Origin of the sequence: Pseudoalteromonas sp. T1lg24, from assembly GCF_002964745.1 — a bacterium.
GTDB classification, from domain to species: domain Bacteria; phylum Pseudomonadota; class Gammaproteobacteria; order Enterobacterales; family Alteromonadaceae; genus Pseudoalteromonas; species Pseudoalteromonas spongiae.
Window position 1 is genome coordinate 240125 of sequence record NZ_PQCB01000004.1, and the last position, 20126, is coordinate 260250.

Here is a 20126-nt window from a genome sequence, read left to right on the forward strand (position 1 = left end):
ATCCGTGTATACTTGGCCACTTTTAATGTAAAGAAAAATTGAGAAAGTGATGGCACAATTTGTCGAATTTGTAACTAACAACCTGATTTTATGTTTAATTTGGGTTGGCTTATTAGGCGCCATTGTACTTGGGTGGTTTAAATCTCGCTTTTCAGCGATAAAACAGGTTAATCCTCAACAATTGACACATTTAGTCAACCGTGAGAACGGTTTAGTTGTTGATATTCGTGCCTTAAAAGACTTTAATCAAGGTCATATTGCAGGCAGCATTCACTTAGCTGCTGAAAAAGCCAAGCAAGGTGAATTTGTAGGCCTTGAAAAGTCAAAGAACGACCCAATTATCTTGGTATGTGTTTCAGGCATGACTGCGCAGTCTATTGCAAATGGGCTGGTTAAAGCAGGCTATGAACAGGTTAATGTACTATCGGGTGGTATTACTGCGTGGCAAAACGCTAACTTACCGCTGACTACAGGAAAATAATCATGGCAAATATTGTTATTTATACGAAACCAACATGCCCTTTTTGTGTGCGAGCAAAAATGCTGTTAGCGCAAAAAGATGTTGAGTACACGGAAATTGATATTGCCGCTCAGCCTGAACTTCGCGATGAAATGATTGCTAAAGCAAACGGTGGATACACAGTGCCGCAAATTTTTATTAACGACCAACACATTGGTGGTTGTGATGATATGTTTGCACTAGAACAGTCTGGTCGTTTAGACAGTTTGCTTGTTTAAAACAAAATTTAGGAAAATAAAATGACAGAAGAGAATCAAAACTTAGGCGCAGAACAACAAGCAGAAGGTCCTCAGTTTGCAGTTCAACGTATTTACGTGAAAGACGTTTCTTTCGAAACACCAAACTCACCAACTATTTTCCAAAAGGAATGGACACCAGAAGTTAAACTTGACTTAGATACACGTTCTAACAAGTTAGAAGACGGCGTATTTGAAGTAGTACTTTCAGTAACAGTTCATGCGACACTTGGTGAAGAAACTGCGTTCTTATGTGAAGTTCAACAAGCTGGTATTTTTGCAATTGGTGTTGCAAACGAAGGTCAACTAGCACATATGCTAGGTGCTTTCTGCCCGAACGTATTATTCCCATATGCACGTGAAACTGTGTCAAACATGGTTAACCGTGGTACTTTCCCACAGTTAAACCTAGCGCCAGTTAACTTTGATGCGCTATTTGCACAATACGTGCAACAACAAGCCGCTCAAGCTGCTGACGCATAATTAATTATGACTACTTCAGCAGATAATGCTGTTGCAGTACTAGGGGCGGGCTCTTACGGGACCGCCCTTGCTATTTGTTTTGCACGAAATGGTCACAATGTCGTCCTGTGGGGTCGCAACAAAGATCATATTGAAGCATTAGCAACAGCACGTGAAAACCAGCAATACTTGCCTGGTGCACAGTTTCCTGAATCACTATCATTAAATGATGATTTAGCTGCGACAGTGGCATCGTCTGATGTAGTGCTGGTGGTTGTGCCAAGTCACGCATTTTCCGAAACGCTTAAAGCAATTAAACCGCACTTAACAGCGGGAGCAAGAGTGCTATGGGCAACTAAAGGGCTAGAGCCAAATACAGGGCGCTTGTTACAGCAACTTGCTGCCGAAGTGTTAGGTGATGATGTGAGCCTTGGTGTGTTATCGGGGCCTACATTTGCGAAAGAAATGGCTATTGGTTTACCGACCGCTATTTCACTGTCATCAACGGATACAAAATTAGTTGATGATGTATCTGAGATGCTTCACTGTGGCCGTTCATTCCGTGTTTATTCGAACGATGACTTGGTTGGTGTGCAGCTTGGTGGTGCGATTAAAAATGTGATCGCAATCGGAGCAGGTATTTCTGACGGTTTTGGTTTTGGTGCGAATGCACGTACTGCGTTAATCACCCGTGGATTGGCTGAAATGTCGCGCTTAGGCGTTGCTCTTGGCGCTAAACCTGAGACTTTCATGGGCATGGCCGGTTTAGGTGACTTAATCTTAACCTGTACCGACAATCAATCGCGTAATCGCCGTTTTGGTTTAGCGCTTGGTAAAGGTCAGTCAGTTGAGCAAGCACAACAAGAAATTGGCCAAGTGGTTGAAGGTTATCGCAATACTAAAGAAGTGTTTTTACTTGCTGAGCGCAGTGGTATTGAAATGCCAATTTGTGAGCAAATTTACAATGTGCTTTATAAAGGGCAAGACGTAAAGCTTGCTGCAATGAACTTACTAGGCAGGCAGAAAAAAGCGGAAGCTTAGTTCTAATTTCAAAAATAGCTATATCTGTTTAAAAAGGCTTTACCGCTTAAGTGTGGTAAAGCCTTTGTTTTTATTAGCCTTGAATATCTTTTGATAACGTAGTTCTATTCAATTGGTTTACACAGCGCCTTCAAAATCAAACTGACGCCACGCTTCGTAAATAAATACGGCAACGGCATTGGATAAATTCATGCTGCGGCTATCTGGCATCATTGGAATACGCAGCCTTTGCTCTGTTGGCAGTGACTCAATCACTTCATTTGGTAAGCCACGAGTTTCAGGACCAAACATTAAACAGTCGCCGCGTTCGAATTTAGCTTTATGGTAATGGCCTGAGCCTTTTGTAGTGCAGGCAAAAACGCGCTTTGGTTGTACTTTAGCAAAAAAGGCATCTAAATTTGCGTGACGTTCAACGTGGCTAAACTCATGGTAATCTAGTCCAGCTCTACGCACTCTTTTGTCGTCCCATTCAAAGCCTAATGGCTCAATAAGGTGAAGGTTAAAACCAGAATTAGCGCACAGGCGAATAATATTTCCAGTGTTGGGTGGGATTTCTGGTTGATAGAGTACAATGTCTAACATGGGAAGTCTCAAATTTATAGTTTCTCTTAGTTTAACAAAGCTTTCAGGTTAGATACTATATGTTTTGAGCGTGATGCAGGTAAGGTTTGTCATTTTAAAAATGAAAGAAAAAGATTATGCATATTGGGTTAAACTCTCGAGCAGTTTAACCCTTGTTTTAGCAAGCACCATGGTTGCAGCAAAGTTTTGGGCCTGGATGAGCACTGGCTCTACCACTATGTTGGGTTCGTTAACTGATTCTTTGCTTGATATTACGGCATCTGCCATTAACTTTTGGGTGCTTCGAATTGCACTTGTACCAGCAGATGATGACCACCGCTTTGGTCACGGAAAAGCTGAATCGTTAGTAGGGCTTGGGCAAGCAGCATTTATTGCTGGTAGCGCGTGCTTGTTGGCGTTTTATGGTGTAGAGCGATTATTTAACCCGGTAAAAAGCGAAGCCGTATTTACCGGCGTTGTTGTTAGTATTTATGCCGTAGTGTGTACCTTATTAATTATCGCAATTCAGCATTGGGCATTAAAGCAAACTAAATCGGTAGCGATAAAGGCTGATTCAGTGCATTACAAAGGCGATTTACTGCTAAATTTGAGCGTTATTGTTGCCCTTGTACTGGCCAATATTGGTTGGGTATACAGTGATGGTATATTTACCTTGCTGATTGCGGGTTATTTATTTTATAACGCTTATGATGTTGCAAAAGAATCAACTGATTATTTAATGGATAAAGAGTTAGCTGATGACATTAAGTTGCAAATTGAACAGGCGGTGTTATCTCACTCTGAGGTGCTTGGTTTTCATGAGTTACGCACTCGTCAAAGCGGGCCTACCAAATTTATTCAATTGCACTTAGAACTTGATAGTAACCTTACTTTAGCAAATGCTCATCGTATTTCGGTTGAGGTGGAAGAGGCCATTCACAGTATCATGGATGGCGAAGTGGATGTGCTTATTCATAAAGATCCGTTTTAAAAAATTGAAAAATATCGTTTAGAGCAAGATCGCGAATAGCATCTTGCTCAAATAAAATCTCATGTAAACTGCCGTGATAACATTTCTTTTGCATTGTTTTATTGCGTGCTACAACCTTATCTTGCCATGTGTTGGCAACTATCATATCGCGCTCAGCCTGCATCAATAAAATAGGTAATGCTGTGGAGGTGGATTGGATCTGGTCAATTGCCCGAAATGCCTGTTTGAGCCAACCTACCGTTACCCCGCCTAGCTGCAGTGTTGGGTTCTCTTTATACAGAGTGCGAAATGCATTGTAGCGCGTTTCACATTGCATCAGTGGATTGTCCTGAAATGGCTTTTCTAGGTATCCAGATTGGCCAAAAAAGTAATGTGTATTTAAGCCAAGTAAACTGAGTATATTTACGATTAATTTTGCTACAGGGTATGGAAAGCCAGGTGTTGGAATGCCGAACATAGGGGCACTGAGCACAGCTTTTTCAAATGGGTGTGTATGATTTGCCAAGTACAAATAGCTAATTGCAGCGCCCATTGAGTGTGCCAGTAAATAGTGTTTACCTTGCCAGTTTTGCTTTACGACTTGTTCAACAAAGAGTGAAAGCCCTTGTATATAGTCTTCGAAGCTATGAATGTAGCCCTTATCTGCAACGGGTAATATACGGCTCGACACACCTTGCCCAAGATGGTCGCACATAAAAACGGCAAATCCTTTGCTATAAAAATCATAGGCGAGCTCTTGGTATTTTAAATAGCTTTCACAGCGACCATTTACTATGGTCACAGCCGCTTTGGCGTTATTCGGTATTATAAACGCGTAGCCAAGTTGATTGCCATGAAGCGCTAACTTAGCGTGAGTGACGGTTGACCAAAATTGTTCGATGTTATGTTGTTTAGTCATGATTTAGGGTAATGGTTACTTTTAAGCCTGAATTGTGTTGATTTTCGAGTGTAATGGTACCTTTGTGTATTTCTACAGCATGTTTAGTTATTGCTAGACCTAATCCAGTGCCGCCGCTATTACGCTCTCGCGATTGTGAAATGCGGTAAAAGGGTTCAAGTAGCATAGGTAATTCTGACGCTTCAACACCTTCACCATCATCGCTAATTGTTACAATTACGGCTTTGTCGTAATCTTTAATATCGCAGTGAATCGTTGTTTTTGCATATCTAATTGCGTTACGCAAAATATTTTCAAATGCGCTGGCGATAAGTGCAGCATCTAACTCGAGTTGTTTGCTGGTAGAGCCTGTTACTTTTAGTTGTTTATGCTGTTGCTCCGATTCAAATTCCGCATCTTTGAGCACTTGCTGTAGAATTGATTGCAATGGCTGAAGGTCTTTTTGAATAAATTGATTATTCGCTTCTAACCTGGATAGCTTTAATACATCTGAGATCATCTGATCAAGATTGTTTGCCTCTTTTTCGATGCGTGATAGATAACTTTCTTGCTCGCTTGATTGTTTAAGTTGTGCAAGCCCCGTAGCCATTTGTAAGCGTGTTAAGGGGGAGCGTAACTCGTGTGATACATCAGCCATTAGGCGCTTTTGGCTGGTGACTAAAGATTCTAGGCGCTGCGCCATAACATTAAAGTCGTTTGCCAGCATTGTGAGCTCATCGCCTGATTTACGATTCATTTCAATACGGGTATCAAGTTGTCCATTGGCAAGTTGCGTTGTTGCGCGTTTAATTTTATTTATCGGTTTTATTAGTGTTCTACTAAACAGTAAACTTAACAATAAGGTTGCACCGATAACGACCAGCGTTTTTAGCCATGCTGGCATTAAAATAATACGCAAACCAAGTGGTGGAGTACGCCAAGGTTCAATCTCATACATTAGAAATGTTTGTTGTTGATACGATACTTTAAATGGTCCTAACGCGCGGTATTTATCTGTGGTGATAATTTGTGGCTCTAGCTGTTGGGTAAAAGCGAGTAAACTTACATCAGGCTGTTGCGTATTTTGCTGGTTAAAAAACGCCAGATTGGAGTCGACTTGCGTAAAATACAACAAACGATGACGGGCAATGCGTGGGTGTGACGCTAGTTGCTCTAGCGTTTTATCGGGCTTTTTATGCTGTGCACGCTCGAGACCATTTGCCAAACGTTTTAGGTTGATAAGCTTTGGGCCATGAAGTTTATGACTATCAACATTAGACTCAGTAAGCTGACTAAAAACAAAAAGCACAGCTAAAGTGAATAAAATGGTTAACCAAAACCAACTAAACACTTTAAAAAATAGGTAATTTCTTGGGTTAAATTTATTTAGCATCAGTTAATTTCCAAGCAAAATATAGCCTGCACCACGCACGGTTTTTATTTTTTCTTGCTCGATGTGCTCTGCTATTTTTTTCCGAATATTACTGACATGCATGTCGATAGAGCGGTCAAAGGCGGCGAGTTTTCGACCTAGCACTTGCTCGCTAATTGTCTCTTTGCTAACGATTTCACCTTGGTTATTTAACAGTAAAAACAAAATTTCAAATTCAGTACCAGTAAGCTCAATTTTTTGCTCTGCAGCAAATGCTTCGCGGGTATGCGGCGTTAGCCTAATGCCATTTTCTTCAATAATGGCGTTGCTGTGCATTTGCTGAATATTTTCGATTCGGCGTGTGATTGCTTTCACCCTGGCTAATAATTCGCGGTGATTAAATGGCTTGGCTAAATAATCATCAGCGCCAAGTTCTAAGCCAAATATACGGTCAAAATCTTCACCTTTTGCGGTTAGCATAATAACAGGGGTAAGTTTACTTTGGCGCAGCTGTTTTAATACTTCGAACCCGTCAAGGCCAGGTAACATCACATCAAGTAAAATAACGTCATAGTTTTGTGCAAGCGCTTGCTCTAAGCCCGTATCCCCGCGGTGACACGCTGTGATATTAAACTCATGGGAAGAAAGGTACTCGGTAAGTAACTCGCTAAGTTCTATGTCATCATCAATTAGAAGTACGTTCATTTCTTTGCCTTGCAATACAACTGATACGCCTATTTTAAGGGGAATTTATGCAGCCAAAAAGCAATTTACACAACCTTTACATTGCTTTGCGTTGCTTTTCATTGAGCTTGCTAAAGTAACCATAACACCAAATAAGACACAACTGGAGAATGTTATGAAATTTAAAATGTTAGTTTCGGCGGCAGTATTATCAATTGCAGCACTTTCAAGCAGCGTAGTTATGGCAAAACCGCATAAAGAGGGCTTTAACATGTACCGAATGTTACTTTCAGAGCGCGGTGTTTCACGTTTAGACTTAACTAAGGTGCAACAAGACAAAATAAAAAGTATTGCTGATGCAGAAAAAGCGGCGCTAAAAGCATTTAAAGAGCGCAATCCGAATGCACGTGCTGATGTTAAAGCACTTGTGCATGCTGAAGTATTTGACGAAGTGGCATTTAGACAAATGCTTGCTAAACAGCAAGCTGAACGCACCGAGCTTGCTGTTATGAAAGCGAAAAATAAAAATGCAGTTTGGAATACGTTAACGACGGAGCAGCAGGAAAAGCTTAAAAAAGTAATGAAACGTAAAAATAAGCAAAAGCGCTCAAAGCAACATGCAGAAAAGTAGCTAACAGATAGTGTAACTAACCAAATATATTGTTTGTGTTTGGTTAGTGCATCTTTTTACTTTTTTATTTATGTTTGTGAAATTTTGTACAGTTTGACCCGTGCTAGGTGTACGAATTTTATTCATTTAATCACAAAGTTAAACACTTTTTTCTAGCCCAAGGCGCTAATGTAATTTCAGGTCAATAAGGAAATTACATTATGAATAATATAAAAAACAAAATAGGAACGGCATTTGTTGTGCCGGCATTATGTGTACTGTCTGTTGCGTGTGATAGTGACTCGCATCAATATCGAGATACGTCTCAACCGGTCGTCATCGACTTTAATGATGACCATCATGATTTTTCAGCACTATTCACGGACTACCCGCAAGGGCAAGAAGGTTTTTTCGAACTGGCATCTTCTTACCAACAGTTACCAACACCTTATGAAGATAGGCATGCCTATCGCTTATATGGTAGTAACCGTTCAGATGATTTATTTATGGGGCTTTATGGCAAAATTGATAATTTAAAGCCAGCAAAGCGCTATAACCTTTCGTTAAAAGCCACCATAGTTACCAATATTCAATCAAATTGTGCAGGCATTGGCGGGCCACCAGGTGAGTCCGTTTATATCAAAGTCGCAACTCACTCAGAGCAGCCTAAAAATAGCCTTAAAGATGGCATGTATCGCCTTAATTGGGATGTAGGCACACAAGGCGAACGAGGAGAGCATAGCCTGGTGGTAGGGGATATTAGTAACGGTATCGATTGTATGGCTGAAAATCGTTATATTGCGAAAGAGATGACCTCCGAGCTAAGTATTCCTGTCACGGCTAATGATAATGGCGATGTATGGATTATGGTTGGTAGTGACTCAGGTTTTGAAGGGCCATCTGAATTATTTATTTCACATATTTCAGTGGCCTTTACTGATTAACCTTAGGTTTGGTTAACTAATCTTTAAAAAAGCCTTCCTGGTTTGCAGCAAGCATTGCTTCGATGTCTTCGATAGACTCAGGAGTAAATGCTTGCTCGGGTGTTAGAGGTGTGGAAATCGTATGATTTTCTTCTGACCATTCGCCTAAATCAATAAGTTGACAGCGTTTAGAACAAAAAGGGCGAAATTTAGCGCTTTCTTGCCAGATAACCTCTTTTTGGCAAGTAGGGCATTTTACTGTTGTTGGCATAAAAATAACTTCAATTATGTTGATAACGCAAATGTTAGAGAATAACTGTGTTTGAGTAAAGCGCTTGGTTTAAATCAGCCGTTCAATATCCCATAGGCAATGCAGATCTTGTTCATCGTTCTCTAACCCAAGTTTATAGCGTAATTTAAACCCTCAATTCATGCGCTTAGTAACTGGTAACACGGTTAATCTCGGCAAGACTAGTTACCCCTGACGCAGCTTTTTCTAGCCCTGAAAGTCGTAAACTATTAAACCCACTCGCTAATGATGCTTTGGCGATATCCAAAGAATTTCCGCCCGACATAATGATTTGTGATATTTCAGAGGTAATTCGCATTACTTCATAGATACCGACTCGACCTTTATAACCTTCTGTACAATGTTCGCACCCAACAGCTTTAAATAATGTAATATTGCCAATCTGCTCGTCAGAGAAACCCTGCGACTTGAGTTCTTCGATCGGTAAGGTTTCAGGAGTTTTACAGTTATTGCAAAGGCGTCTAGCAAGGCGTTGCGCAATGATTAAGCTAATAGAACTTGCAACATTGTACGCGGGTACGCCCATATTAAGTAAGCGGGTAAGGGTTTCGGGTGCTGAGTTAGTGTGCAGCGTACTTAATACTAAGTGACCCGTTTGCGCTGCTTTGATTGCGATTTCAGCGGTCTCTAAATCACGTATCTCACCAACCATTACAATATCGGGATCTTGGCGAAGGAAAGCGCGAAGTGCGTTTGCGAATGTCATATCTGCTCTTGGGTTAATCTGTACTTGATTAACACCGACAAGGTTTATTTCGACAGGGTCTTCGGCTGTGGAAATATTAACCTCGGCTTTGTTTAAAATATTTAAGCCGGTGTAGAGTGATACCGTTTTACCTGAGCCTGTTGGACCTGTAACTAAGATCATGCCTTGAGGTTGTGACAGTGCATCTAAATACATGGCTTTTTGCGCCGGCTCATAACCAAGTACATCAATACCGAGCATTGCACTGCTCGAATCTAAAATACGCATTACAATTTTCTCTCCCCATAAAGTGGGTAGGGTAGAGACACGAAAATCGATACTTTTTTTCGCTGTAATTTTTAATTTGATACGGCCATCTTGCGGTTTACGCTTTTCTGCAATATCTAGTTGAGACATTACTTTCACACGAGCTGAAATTCGTGACGATAACATTTGCGGCGGCGATGCGACCTCATGCAGAATACCATCAATACGAAAACGGATGCGATAGGTTTTCTCGTAGGGCTCAAAATGTAAATCAGAGGCACCTTTGCGTATTGCATCCATCAAAATTTTATTGATATATACAATTATAGGAGCATCGTCTTTGTCTTCTTGTGCAGCATCGCTAAGATTAGCACTTGTTTCTTGAACTTCGATATCACCAAATTGTTCAAATTCATCATCTGTGAGTTCTAAATTATCAGTCTTACTGAAAATAGATTCGATAAATTGTTCAAGTCCATTGAAGTCGACGACGATGGCTTCTGTCTGAAGACCTGTATTGAATTCGAAATCTTCAAAGGCATCGAAATTTGTAGGGTCAGAGGTGGCTAAAAACAACGTTCTTCCACGTTTTGATAAGGGGAGCAGATGATGTTTTTTAACTAACTCTTCGCTAATGTTATCGAGAGGAATACTATTAGGATCGACTTTGGCAATATTTAATGTTGGTAGGTTAAACCAAGAAGAGCAGTGCGCTGCTAGTTGCTTTGAAGACAGTTTGCTATTGTTAAGTATAAATTCACAGGTATGCGCCGATGCGTTTGCTGAAGAGCTAACCTGTTCATGTGCAATAAACCCCATCGCAACACATTTACGAATAAGCGGAGAGTTTACATTCATCGCTTGCCTCCAATTCAATCTACTTTAAGTGTTGTTGAGATTATTTGGATTGCAAGTTTTAAGAAAAATCAGGAAATTAATTACGCTTTAGGATGTGGAGTTTTACTTTGCGAGCGAACTATAACGTCGCTACTGATTGTTTACGATATGAATACAGAAATTTTATCTGTTTGATAGCTTTTGGTGAATAGCAGTGATTTGTGCATAGGTATTTTCAAGTGACAAGGTGTTATCAATAACGTAATCTGCTTTTTTTAATTTAATACTCCTAGGCATTTGAGCTGCAATAATCTGTTTTATTTGTTGTTTATTGACACCGTCACGCTCACTACCTCGCATAATTTGCAGTTCCTCGGGAATATCCACTAATAGTGTTTTTTCACATAACTTATCAAGGTTATTTTCGAATAACAGAGGAGCGTCCAAAATAACGTAGGATCCATTAGCTGCATTTAATTGCACTAAGATCTCTTGGCGAATAACTGGATGTAATAAGTTATTAAGCCACAGCTTCTCGGATTCGTTTGAGAAGATAAGCTTTCTGAGTTCGGCTCGATTGAGTTCGCCATTATCTAAAACAATCTGAGAGCCAAAATGTGCTTTAATCTTTTTAAGGCTGGGCGAGTTAGGTGCAACAACTTGCTTTGCTATAGCATCCGCGTCAACAATAGTGATACCAAGTTTTTTGAAATAGTTTGATACAGTGGATTTTCCGGTGGCAATACCACCGGTTAACCCTATTACTGGAGCTGGCATATTATAAGGATAAAAAATTAAAATAAGCTGTTTGGATTTGTTCACCCCAAATGAGGGAAATCCAGCCTGCTATCGCAATGTAAGGCCCAAATGGAATTGGTGTTGCTTTATCTTTCCCTTGTATTGAAAGAAGCGTAATCCCAATTATTGCACCTACCAAGCTCGACATTAACACTATCATTGGTAAATACTGCCAGCCTAAAAGGGCACCAAACACAGCCATTAGCTTAAAGTCACCATAGCCCATACCCTCTTTGCCGGTGAGTAATTTAAATACCCAATATACCGACCAAAAAACGAGGTAACCTGCAGCTGCACCAATAATAGCTTGCGATGGTTCAATAGTAAGTCCCATAACAGACGCTATTAATACCAACCACAGCAATGGCAATGTAATTTGATCCGGCAATAACATATGATCAATATCAATGAAAATAAGTGATATTAGCGCGTATGTCAGTATTAAGTACAAAGCTGCTTGCTCAGTTACACCGAAATAATACGCTATCACAAGGCCAGACAGGCCAGTTAAAAGCTCAATGCTCGGGTAGCGAACTGAAATCTTGGTACCACAGCAGGCCGCTTTACCACGTAAAAATAACCAACCAAATACCGGCAAATTAAACCAAGGTTTAATTTGTGTATTACAGTGAGGGCAAGTTGAACTTGGTGTAATTAAGTTAAATGTTTCTGTGCTTGCCTCATAAGGTGTTTTGAGGTTATCAGCAAGTAGCAAACTGCATTCTGCTTTCCACTCATTCTCCATCATCTTTGGCACACGATAGATGACAACGTTTAGAAAGCTACCGATGCAGATGCTGACCAAAAAAGTTGTTAAGTAATAGAACCAAGATGTTTCAATAAATAACTCTATGACACTACTCATTGAATTTAGCCGCCAACAATTTTGCCTAATTGGAAAATAGGCAAGTACATAGCAACAATCAAACCGCCGACAAGAACACCCAACACAGCCATAATTAAAGGCTCTAGCAAACTTGATAAACCATCAACTGCATCATCCACTTCAGCTTCATAGATACTTGCAACTTTCCCTAACATATCGTCAAGCGAGCCTGACTCTTCACCAATCGCAACCATTTGAATTACCATATCTGGGAAAACTCCAGAATTTTTCATCGCAAAATTCATTTGGTTACCTGAGCTCACTTCATTTTTGATATCTAATATAGCGTCGCGGTAAACGGCATTTCCGGAAGCTCCAGCCGCAGAGTCAAGTGCATCAACAAGAGGCACACCAGCGGCAAATGTTGTAGAAAGTGTGCGAGCATACCTTGCTACTGCAGCTTTGTTTAGGATCAATCCTATTACAGGAAGCTTTAAAATAGTTTTGTCAGTATTGTCTCGTACTTTTTTACTGGATTGGTGAGCGCGTTTGAAAAGGAAAAAACCAACCCCCATTGTTCCAAATACAATCCACCAGTAGGATTGCATAAACTCAGATATTCCAATTACAAATTGAGTAAACGCAGGTAACTCTGCACCAAAACCGGCAAAAACTTGTTCGAATTGTGGAACCACGAAAATAAGAAGAATAACAGTAACAATAAACGCGATAGTTAGTACAGCAATTGGGTAAAACATTGCTTTTTTAATTTTTGATTTTAACGCTTCTGCTTTTTCTTTGTATAGTGCAACACGATCAAAAATTCTATCTAGCGCACCTGACTGTTCACCCGATTCGACTAAGTCACAATATAGTTCGTCAAAATATTTTGGATGGGCTCGTAGTGCTGTGCTCAATGGATCACCTGCTTTGACCTCATCCGCAATCTTAACTATTAATTTTTGTAGCGTTTTGTTTTCTGAACCATTTGCTATCATATCGAGCGCTTGAATAAGCGAGACACCAGCTAATAACATGGTCGCAAGTTGGCGCGTAAACACTGCAATATCTTTCGGCTTTATGGGCTTGTCATTACTCATCCCAAAGAGAGGTTGAGCCTTCTTTTTTACTTTAGATGGGGTGATACCTTGTTTTCGTAATTGCGCTTTTACAATAGCTATAGAAGGGCCATTTAATTCACCCTCCATGCGTTTTCCGCGAGCATTAACGCCTACCCAAGCGAACGTAGTAAGACCTTTGTTTTTATCTTTTTTTGCCATGTTTCATCCTTAATATTAAGCGTGAAGAGCTCAATAGCCTGAATATAGTTATAGTTTAACTTTATCTAAAGTATCTTTCTATAAGAACTGATTAATAGCTAGTCACTCGGTTAATTTCGGTTATACTGGTAACCCCAGACATTGCTTTAATCAACCCTGACTTTCGTAGGTTATTTATGCCCTCTTGCTCGGCAATTTTGGCTATTTCTAAAGAGTTACCACCTTGCATGATTACGTCAGCAATTTTAGGTGTTATAGGCATTACTTCGTAAACACCAACACGGCCTTTATATCCTTCAGTACATTTGTCGCAGCCAACTGCTTTGTATAATTGTATTGATGATATTTGCGACGCAGTGAATCCTAAATTGCTTAGCTCTTGTTCAGGAAGAGTCTCAGGAGCTTTGCATAAAGGACACAATCGTCTGGCTAATCGCTGAGCTATAATAAGGCTTACTGAACTTGCAATATTATATGATGGAACACCCATATTCATTAAACGTGTAAGCGTTTCTGGTGCAGAGTTTGTATGCAATGTACTTAAAACTAAATGACCAGTTTGGGCTGCCTTTATAGAAATTTCAGCAGTTTCTAAGTCACGAATCTCACCTACCATAACAATATCAGGATCTTGACGTAAGAATGCTCTTAAGGCATTTGCAAAAGTCATTTCAGCTCTAGGATTAATTTGTACTTGATTTATGCCAACAAGGTTTATTTCAACTGGGTCTTCGGCTGTCGAAATATTACGCTCAGGCTTATTTAGTATATTTAAGCCTGTGTAAAGCGATACGGTTTTACCTGAACCTGTAGGGCCGGTAACTAAAATCATGCCTTGAGGTTGAGCTAAGGCATTTAAATAAAGCTCTTTTTGCTCGGGCTCATAGCCTAATACATCAATGCCTAGCATTGCGCTAGATGAGTCTAGAATACGCATTACGATTTTTTCACCCCAAAGTGTAGGGAGAGTAGAAACACGAAAATCGATACTTTTCTTAGCGGTAATCTTTAATTTTATACGGCCATCTTGCGGTTTTCGTTTTTCAGCTAAATCAAGCTGAGACATTACTTTAATTCGGGCTGATATTCGGCTTTCCAACCCAATTGGTGGATTTGCAACTTCATGCAGTACACCATCAACACGAAATCGAATTCTGTATACATGTTCGTAAGGTTCAAAATGTAAATCGGAAGCGCCGCGTTTTATTGCGTCCATCAATATTTTATTGATATAAACAATTATTGGAGCGTCTTCCTCTTTATTATTTACATCATTTTCGGTCTCTCGCTCATCTACATCAGCTGTTACGCCGCTTAGTTCACTTAGTTGGTCATCATTTAGTTCTATTCCGTCGCTTTTTTCAAAAAGTGAATCGATTGCTTTATCTAACTCGTCATATGCGACGACCACCACTTCTGTCTGAAGTCCTGTATTAAACTCATAGTCCTCAAAGGCATCAAAATTTGTCGGATCAGCACTCGCTAGATAGAGAGTTTTTCCTTTTAAAGCTATTGGAAGAACATGATGTTTTTTTATGAGCTTCTCATTTCTTTCTTTACCGTCGGGGATAAACGCTAAATCAAGTTCTTTAATTGACAAAAAGGGAGCCTGAAAAAGCTGGGCTGCCTTTTGTGCAAGTTGCTCGGCGGTAAATGAGCTTAGCTGACACAAATACTCAGGGATTGTTGTGCTTTCGTCTTTATCACTTAGTCTGCTTTGATCTATGTAACCAAAACTTACAAGTTTTCTAATCAGTGGTGAGCTTAGTTTCATTGTTTTTATGTTCTAGTAATTCTTTTTTGTATTGATGCTTTAAATTTGCATAAGGAAAATATGATTTAACATGAAAAACCTCACTTTCATCACAGCTGCTTGTTTTGTCACAATTTTCTAAAAATGTTATTGCTAGCTTTTCTGAAGGTATTTCTTTTAAGGTATTCAGGATATCTGCGTTAACACTTTTTATGTTAGAAACATCATTACCTGCGTAAAGGTTCGCTATGAGAATATCTATCTGGCGGGTGTAATCCTGAGTAGGAAGCCCCCAAATTATGTTCTCTTTGGCGTTTAAGCGTACTTCTAAACTGTAATTCCCGGTATATTTCATCGCTGATAGCGCAGAAAACCAAATTAATGGAAGGATTAGGCTAGTCAACAAGAAAGTAGATACCAAACACAAATTCATGTTAGGTCTTATACTGGCATAGTTTTTAGGAGATACGAAGACATAAAAAATGAGACTAAATAGTATAAAAGTATAACTAGTTAAATAAAAAGGGAACTCTAATTGAGAAAGAATGAAAGTAGGTAGCAATATTATAGCTGCCCAAGGCGCACCTTTGAATCGTTTATGTTTTACTAGTATGTATAGTGTTACGCAGAATAAAGATACGATAAAAAGGAGGCCAAACAACCCTAGTTCGATAGCCCACAACAAAACTTCGTTATGAGGATGATCTATATAGTTATCAACAGGAACTATATCTTGATTGTTAAAAGACCGGTCCATTAAGGAGTAATGATAACTAGATTTAAATGAATTAGCTCCCCAGCCTAAAATTGGTTTTTCTTGAATCATCCATATAGAGTGTTCGTACATTTGAACTCGAGCTGACACGTTTGTTATTTGGCTAGGTGTACGAGATGGTTCTGTAAAGGCGTTTGATATAACTGGAAGAATAAATCCCAAAACTAAGGCTATTGATGCTTTTTTAGCACGTTTAGCTTTCCTTTCTTTTAGTAAATATATTATTAAAAGAATTGTACAGGTTGCAAAACTTATAAATGCTGATTTAGATGTAGCGATGTAAAGTACTAAAGGGGTTAAAAGTAAATAAGTTAAAGCACTTAAAGTTACTAGTTTAAACTTTTTATTTGGTTTCAGTTTAAGTGTTAAATAAAGTGCGATTACGGCACCAATGACTACCATATTGGCAAATACGTTAACTTGTCGTATCACACCCACCATTTTAATTTCTTGTCCTGATGTGTATGTATATATCTGAGATGATATAAAGTGCTGATATAAACCGTAAATTTGTTGAGAAAATAGAAAATAAAAAACTAAAATTATAATTAGCAGTTTATTTGGTTTTAACCAATAAAGTACCTGAATAAACATCAGGAAATAGACAATCACATATAGTTTTACTTTAGTCGAGTCTACCCAACTTAACTGAGGGCTATAAAAAAGTGTGTATATAAATAAGCAAGCTACGCATAAACTAGCTAATACCAGTATGTTTTTAGATAAAAACAACTCGTTGCGTTTATTATTTGATTTAACGAAGGATGCCAAGGCAATAAAAATAAAAGGAAAAATTATTAAGCTATTAGTAGGCTCTGCTAATCCATAATATCCAATCGTATAGGTTGGAATAAAAGGTAAAATAAAAAATGTAAGAGATAGAGTATAGAATACGACTCTTGAATACTTATTTATAAACAAACATGCCTCGAAATCAAGGGGAATAAAAAATATTAGAGTATAGAAAGATTAGGTGAGAGTTGATACAACTTTGCACATCTAGTATTAAGATGTGCAAAGTACAAAATTAGTTAATTACTAAATTAATTTACAGCTACCACTCGCCAGCTGACATTCAACAGCATTAGCTTCACCAGGAGCTTTTGCTGAGAATTGCGCTGCACCTGTTGCGCCTACAGCAATACCACTTAACGCGGTACAACGTTCCGCAGTGCCTGCTGGGTATGCAGTGCCATTTTGAGAAGTATGCACGATGCCGGCACGTACGTGTGCAGCTGCTTCCGCTAGACATGCTTTGTTAGCGCCATCGCGAGTGTAATCGTTATACGCAGGAAGTGCTACTGCTGCAAGAATACCGATGATTGCAACAACGATCATTAATTCGATTAGTGTGAAACCCTTTTGGGCTGTTTGTTTCATGTTTTTCATAATGTACCTCTAACGAGTGTTTATGGGGCTAAGTTATTAAAAAGAGCTGCCTGTTAAACAGGGCATACTCATTCCATTAATTAGTATAGTTAAACTTCTCTAATGAGAAAGTAAGTATTAGTAACTTTTCCCTAAGCGATTAATACCAAACCATAAAAAATTATTAATTTGTTTCTAAAAACCACCTAAAGGTACTACTAAGTTGGCTTACTAGGAACAAAACTAATTCCTTATTACTAGCCTGTACTTCCTGTACTCGCTATTTCTAATGAGATGCTAGCACGACATTTATGACTTGTGTAGCATCTTTTTTTACAATTAGCTTACATGTTCCTAAATTAATACAAAAGGATTGCTCTTTCTGTATGAAAAAAGTTAAAGTTCACTAACTAGTCGCCATTATTTTCAAAACGCATTGATAAATCAAGCGCTTTTACATGTTTTGTTAATGCACCTGACGAAATAAAGTCGACACCTGCTTGTGAATAGGTGCGTAAAGTCTCTAATGTCATATTACCTGACACTTCCAGTTTGGCGCGTTTGTTGGTGATTGTTACCGCCTTGTTAATCATCTCAACTGTGAAATTATCAAGCATTATAATGTCTGCACCAGCATCAAGAGCCAACTCTAGTTCTGCTAAGTTTTCTACTTCTACTTCTACTTTTTTATCTGGGTGATTTGTTTTCGCTTGTGCTACCGCATTTTCAATGCCACCACAGGCAGCAATATGGTTTTCTTTAATTAGAAAAGCGTCAAACAATCCGATGCGGTGATTTTCGCCACCACCGCATTTCACTGCGTATTTTTGTAATAAGCGTAATCCCGGGATTGTTTTTCGTGTATCGAGCAGTTGTGTTCCTGTACCAACTAACTCTTTTACATAGTGGGCGGTAGTCGTTGCTGTGCCTGAAAGTGTTTGTACAAAGTTAAGCGCGGTGCGCTCGGCAGTTAAAATTGCGCGTGCATTACCAACCGCGGTAAATAACGTTTGGTTTTCTTCAATGGTATCGCCATCTTCAACAAGTACGTTTACTTCAACACTAGGGTCAACTTGCTCAAATACTTCTAAAATAAGTTGCTTGCCACAAAAAACACCCGCTTCGCGTGTAATTACTTTTGCGTTTGCTTGTTGAGTTGCTGGAATAAGCTGTGCGGTAATATCGCCATCAGCACTTTGGTAGTTTAAGTCTTCGTCGAGTGCAGATTTAACAAGTTGAGAAATTAATTGTTGAGAGAGAGCCATAGTGAAATTACAGATAATGAACGTTGTTATAATTTTATCCTGTTGATTTTAAGTTGGCTATGATTTTATTGGATTTCAGATTTCAGATTTCAGATTTCAGATTTCAGATTTCAGATTTCAGATTTCAGATTTCAGATTTCTTTCGGCAAGTGTTAATCTAAATCTAATTTCTGCAGGCTACTTCGAAACATGCAAATAGAACAACACGTATTAAAAGGTATTTGCTTTTTACCTTCTCCTCATTTTAATGAACGACCCGATGAGCAAGATATTTCCCTAATTGTACTTCACAATATTTCGTTGCCGGCAGGTCAGTTTGGCTTACCGTATATTTCTGATTTATTTTTAGGTTGTTTGGATTGCAAGGCTGACCCGAGTTTTGTTGATTTAGAAGGGCTTGAAGTATCAGCGCATTGTTTAATTCGCCGCGGTGGTGAAGTTATTCAGTACGTGCCATTTAATAAACGGGCATGGCATGCGGGTGTGTCTGAGTATAAAGGTAGGCAGGGATGTAATGACTTTAGTATTGGTATTGAGTTAGAGGGGAGCGATCATGTTCCTTTCACAAATGAGCAGTATGCTAGTCTTGAAGAACTGGTCAAAATGCTTTTAAAACATTATCCTAAGTTAAGTTCAAAAGCGATCACGGGTCATAGTGATATTGCGCCAGGTCGGAAAACAGATCCTGGTCCACACTTTGATTGGGCCCGCTTTCATGCCTCATTAACGTAGCAGAGAAAAAGATGATTTTAATTTCAGTAATCTTAGCACTTATTATTGAAAGACTAGCCGCAAAAGAAGATGCATGGCAGCTTAATACCTATGTTAAGCATTTTATTAGTGTAAGTGAATCAAATGGCTTATTTAGAAAGATTTACACGCGTCGAGTGGACTTCTTTCTTTGGTTATTACTTCCTGTGCTACTACTCTTTGCCGTGAGTGAAACATTTGATTTTGTTTTGCTTGAATTAGTGATTAACGTGGTTGTGTTACTAGTGTGTTTTGGTTGTGCTTACTTGCGTGAGAAATACAAAGGGTATTTAAACGCGCTGCAGCGAGATGATGTAGAAGCAGCAACACTGTATGCGCTTCAATTAGGGCAAAAGCGAACTGAACAGGATGGTGGTGAAACGCTCGGCCAAACAATCGCATGGATTAACTTCCGTTTTTATGGCGCGGTTATTTTTTGGTTTGTTATATTTGGAGTGTGTGGCGCACTTGGTTATGCGTTGATTCGAAATTTTGCAGACCTGACCCGTAATGACCCTGAATCAGCCTTTCGAAAACACAAAAAGGTGCTTCATAAAACACTTTATTGGCTTGACTGGTTACCGGCACGCATTGTCAGCTTTGGTTATTTAATTATTGGTAACTTTAGCCAAGGCACGGCAACTTACTTAAAATATGTATTTAACTTTTCAGTACCAAATCGACGAGTCATCGGTGACATTGCCCATGCTGCTGAACGTGTAGAACAAGAGTTTATCGGCTGCAGCTTTGAAGCCAAATGCATGGTGCGTTTGGTAAAACGAAACATGCTGCTAATGCTAGCGGCAATAGCAATTCTTACTTTACTGGGGTCCGTTGGTTAAAAAAAGAATTGAGATTTCAGAGTTTAGGTTTCAGAATTTTTGCTGAACCCTGAACCCTGAACCCTGAACCCTGAACCCTGAACCCTGAACCCT

Annotated in this window: 21 protein-coding genes and 1 pseudogene; 9 read left to right on the forward strand and 13 right to left on the reverse strand. The window is 39.3% G+C overall.

All coding sequences use genetic code 11. The annotated features are described in order from the left end of the window. Positions 1-49: 49 nt before the first annotated feature. The 4 genes from C2M30_RS02395 to gpsA are packed head-to-tail and all read left to right on the forward strand — an operon-like array spanning position 50 to position 2259. Positions 50-481, forward strand: coding sequence for a rhodanese-like domain-containing protein (locus tag C2M30_RS02395; protein ID WP_105170541.1), 432 nt, complete (start codon positions 50-52; stop codon positions 479-481). A 2-nt stretch (positions 482-483) separates the two neighbouring features. Beyond that, positions 484-738: a glutaredoxin 3 gene (grxC, locus tag C2M30_RS02400; RefSeq protein WP_105170542.1), complete on the forward strand. Its 255-nt coding sequence runs from the start codon at positions 484-486 to the stop codon at positions 736-738. A 21-nt stretch (positions 739-759) separates the two neighbouring features. Beyond that, positions 760-1239 carry a protein-export chaperone SecB gene (gene secB / locus C2M30_RS02405; RefSeq protein ID WP_010561759.1) on the forward strand — a complete coding sequence of 160 codons (480 nt, stop codon included), beginning with the start codon at positions 760-762 and terminating at the stop codon, positions 1237-1239. 6 nt (positions 1240-1245) lie between these two features. Then, a complete protein-coding gene (gpsA, locus tag C2M30_RS02410) occupies positions 1246-2259 on the forward strand; it encodes an NAD(P)H-dependent glycerol-3-phosphate dehydrogenase (RefSeq protein WP_010561758.1) in 1014 nt (337 codons plus the stop codon). Positions 2260-2376: 117 nt separating this feature from the next. Here the strand turns inward: gpsA and trmL are convergent, their stop codons facing one another. Beyond that, positions 2377-2841, reverse strand: coding sequence for a tRNA (uridine(34)/cytosine(34)/5-carboxymethylaminomethyluridine(34)-2'-O)-methyltransferase TrmL (trmL, locus tag C2M30_RS02415; RefSeq protein ID WP_010561757.1), 465 nt, complete (start codon positions 2839-2841; stop codon positions 2377-2379). Between the two features lie 100 nt (positions 2842-2941). On the opposite strand from trmL, the gene C2M30_RS02420 reads away from it, so the two are divergent. Next, positions 2942-3811 carry a cation diffusion facilitator family transporter gene (locus C2M30_RS02420; RefSeq protein ID WP_105170543.1) on the forward strand — a complete coding sequence of 290 codons (870 nt, stop codon included), beginning with the start codon at positions 2942-2944 and terminating at the stop codon, positions 3809-3811. Here the strand turns inward: C2M30_RS02420 and C2M30_RS02425 are convergent. From C2M30_RS02425 to C2M30_RS02435, 3 genes are read right to left on the reverse strand one after another with little or no spacing between them, the layout of a single operon-like run. Continuing rightward, complete coding sequence (locus tag C2M30_RS02425; RefSeq protein WP_105170544.1) at positions 3789-4709, reverse strand: alpha/beta fold hydrolase; 921 nt, start codon at positions 4707-4709, stop codon at positions 3789-3791. The genes C2M30_RS02420 and C2M30_RS02425 overlap by 23 nt on opposite strands. Then, positions 4702-6081, reverse strand: a complete 1380-nt coding sequence (locus C2M30_RS02430; protein ID WP_105170545.1) for an ATP-binding protein — start codon at positions 6079-6081, stop codon at positions 4702-4704. The genes C2M30_RS02425 and C2M30_RS02430 overlap by 8 nt, the downstream gene beginning before the upstream one ends. A 3-nt stretch (positions 6082-6084) precedes the next feature. Next, complete coding sequence (locus C2M30_RS02435) at positions 6085-6765, reverse strand: response regulator transcription factor (protein WP_010561753.1); 681 nt, start codon at positions 6763-6765, stop codon at positions 6085-6087. Between the two features lie 154 nt (positions 6766-6919). Here C2M30_RS02435 and C2M30_RS02440 point away from each other — a divergent pair, with 154 nt between their 5' ends. Together C2M30_RS02440 and C2M30_RS02445 are read left to right on the forward strand one after the other, a co-directional pair. Further along, positions 6920-7375 (forward strand): Spy/CpxP family protein refolding chaperone, encoded by a 456-nt coding sequence (locus C2M30_RS02440; protein ID WP_158683301.1) that lies wholly within the window; start codon positions 6920-6922, stop codon positions 7373-7375. A 200-nt stretch (positions 7376-7575) separates the two neighbouring features. Beyond that, positions 7576-8298, forward strand: coding sequence for a hypothetical protein (locus C2M30_RS02445; RefSeq protein WP_105170547.1), 723 nt, complete (start codon positions 7576-7578; stop codon positions 8296-8298). 16 nt (positions 8299-8314) lie between these two features. Here C2M30_RS02445 and yacG read toward each other — a convergent pair whose 3' ends face one another. The 9 genes and pseudogenes from yacG to nadC form a co-directional block, all read right to left on the reverse strand. Continuing rightward, positions 8315-8548, reverse strand: a complete 234-nt coding sequence (gene yacG / locus C2M30_RS02450) for a DNA gyrase inhibitor YacG (protein WP_054981155.1) — start codon at positions 8546-8548, stop codon at positions 8315-8317. A 166-nt stretch (positions 8549-8714) separates the two neighbouring features. Then, on the reverse strand, positions 8715-10397 hold the full coding sequence (gene pilB, locus C2M30_RS02455; RefSeq protein ID WP_105170548.1) for a type IV-A pilus assembly ATPase PilB: 1683 nt from the start codon (positions 10395-10397) through the stop codon (positions 8715-8717). Between the two features lie 162 nt (positions 10398-10559). Then, on the reverse strand, positions 10560-11153 hold the full coding sequence (coaE, locus tag C2M30_RS02460; RefSeq protein WP_105170549.1) for a dephospho-CoA kinase: 594 nt from the start codon (positions 11151-11153) through the stop codon (positions 10560-10562). A 1-nt stretch (position 11154) separates the two neighbouring features. Continuing rightward, entirely contained in the window at positions 11155-12039 is an 885-nt protein-coding gene (locus tag C2M30_RS02465) for a prepilin peptidase (protein WP_105170550.1), read from the reverse strand. Positions 12040-12044: 5 nt separating this feature from the next. Continuing rightward, positions 12045-13280 (reverse strand): type II secretion system F family protein, encoded by a 1236-nt coding sequence (locus tag C2M30_RS02470; protein ID WP_105170551.1) that lies wholly within the window; start codon positions 13278-13280, stop codon positions 12045-12047. A 91-nt stretch (positions 13281-13371) separates the two neighbouring features. Continuing rightward, positions 13372-15054 carry a type IV-A pilus assembly ATPase PilB gene (gene pilB / locus C2M30_RS02475; protein ID WP_105170552.1) on the reverse strand — a complete coding sequence of 561 codons (1683 nt, stop codon included), beginning with the start codon at positions 15052-15054 and terminating at the stop codon, positions 13372-13374. After that, positions 15029-16729 carry an O-antigen ligase family protein gene (locus C2M30_RS02480; protein WP_158683302.1) on the reverse strand — a complete coding sequence of 567 codons (1701 nt, stop codon included), beginning with the start codon at positions 16727-16729 and terminating at the stop codon, positions 15029-15031. Before C2M30_RS02480 ends, pilB (C2M30_RS02475) begins: the two co-directional genes overlap by 26 nt. A 347-nt stretch (positions 16730-17076) precedes the next feature. Continuing rightward, positions 17077-17188 (reverse strand): annotated as a pseudogene (locus tag C2M30_RS22090) (pilin); the annotation flags it as partial. 398 nt (positions 17189-17586) lie between these two features. Continuing rightward, entirely contained in the window at positions 17587-18441 is an 855-nt protein-coding gene (gene nadC, locus C2M30_RS02490) for a carboxylating nicotinate-nucleotide diphosphorylase (protein WP_105170554.1), read from the reverse strand. 189 nt (positions 18442-18630) lie between these two features. Here nadC and ampD point away from each other — a divergent pair, with 189 nt between their 5' ends. Then, entirely contained in the window at positions 18631-19173 is a 543-nt protein-coding gene (gene ampD / locus C2M30_RS02495) for a 1,6-anhydro-N-acetylmuramyl-L-alanine amidase AmpD (protein WP_105170555.1), read from the forward strand. An 11-nt stretch (positions 19174-19184) separates the two neighbouring features. Next, on the forward strand, positions 19185-20033 hold the full coding sequence (gene ampE / locus C2M30_RS02500) for a beta-lactamase regulator AmpE (RefSeq protein WP_105170556.1): 849 nt from the start codon (positions 19185-19187) through the stop codon (positions 20031-20033). Positions 20034-20126: the final 93 nt, after the last annotated feature.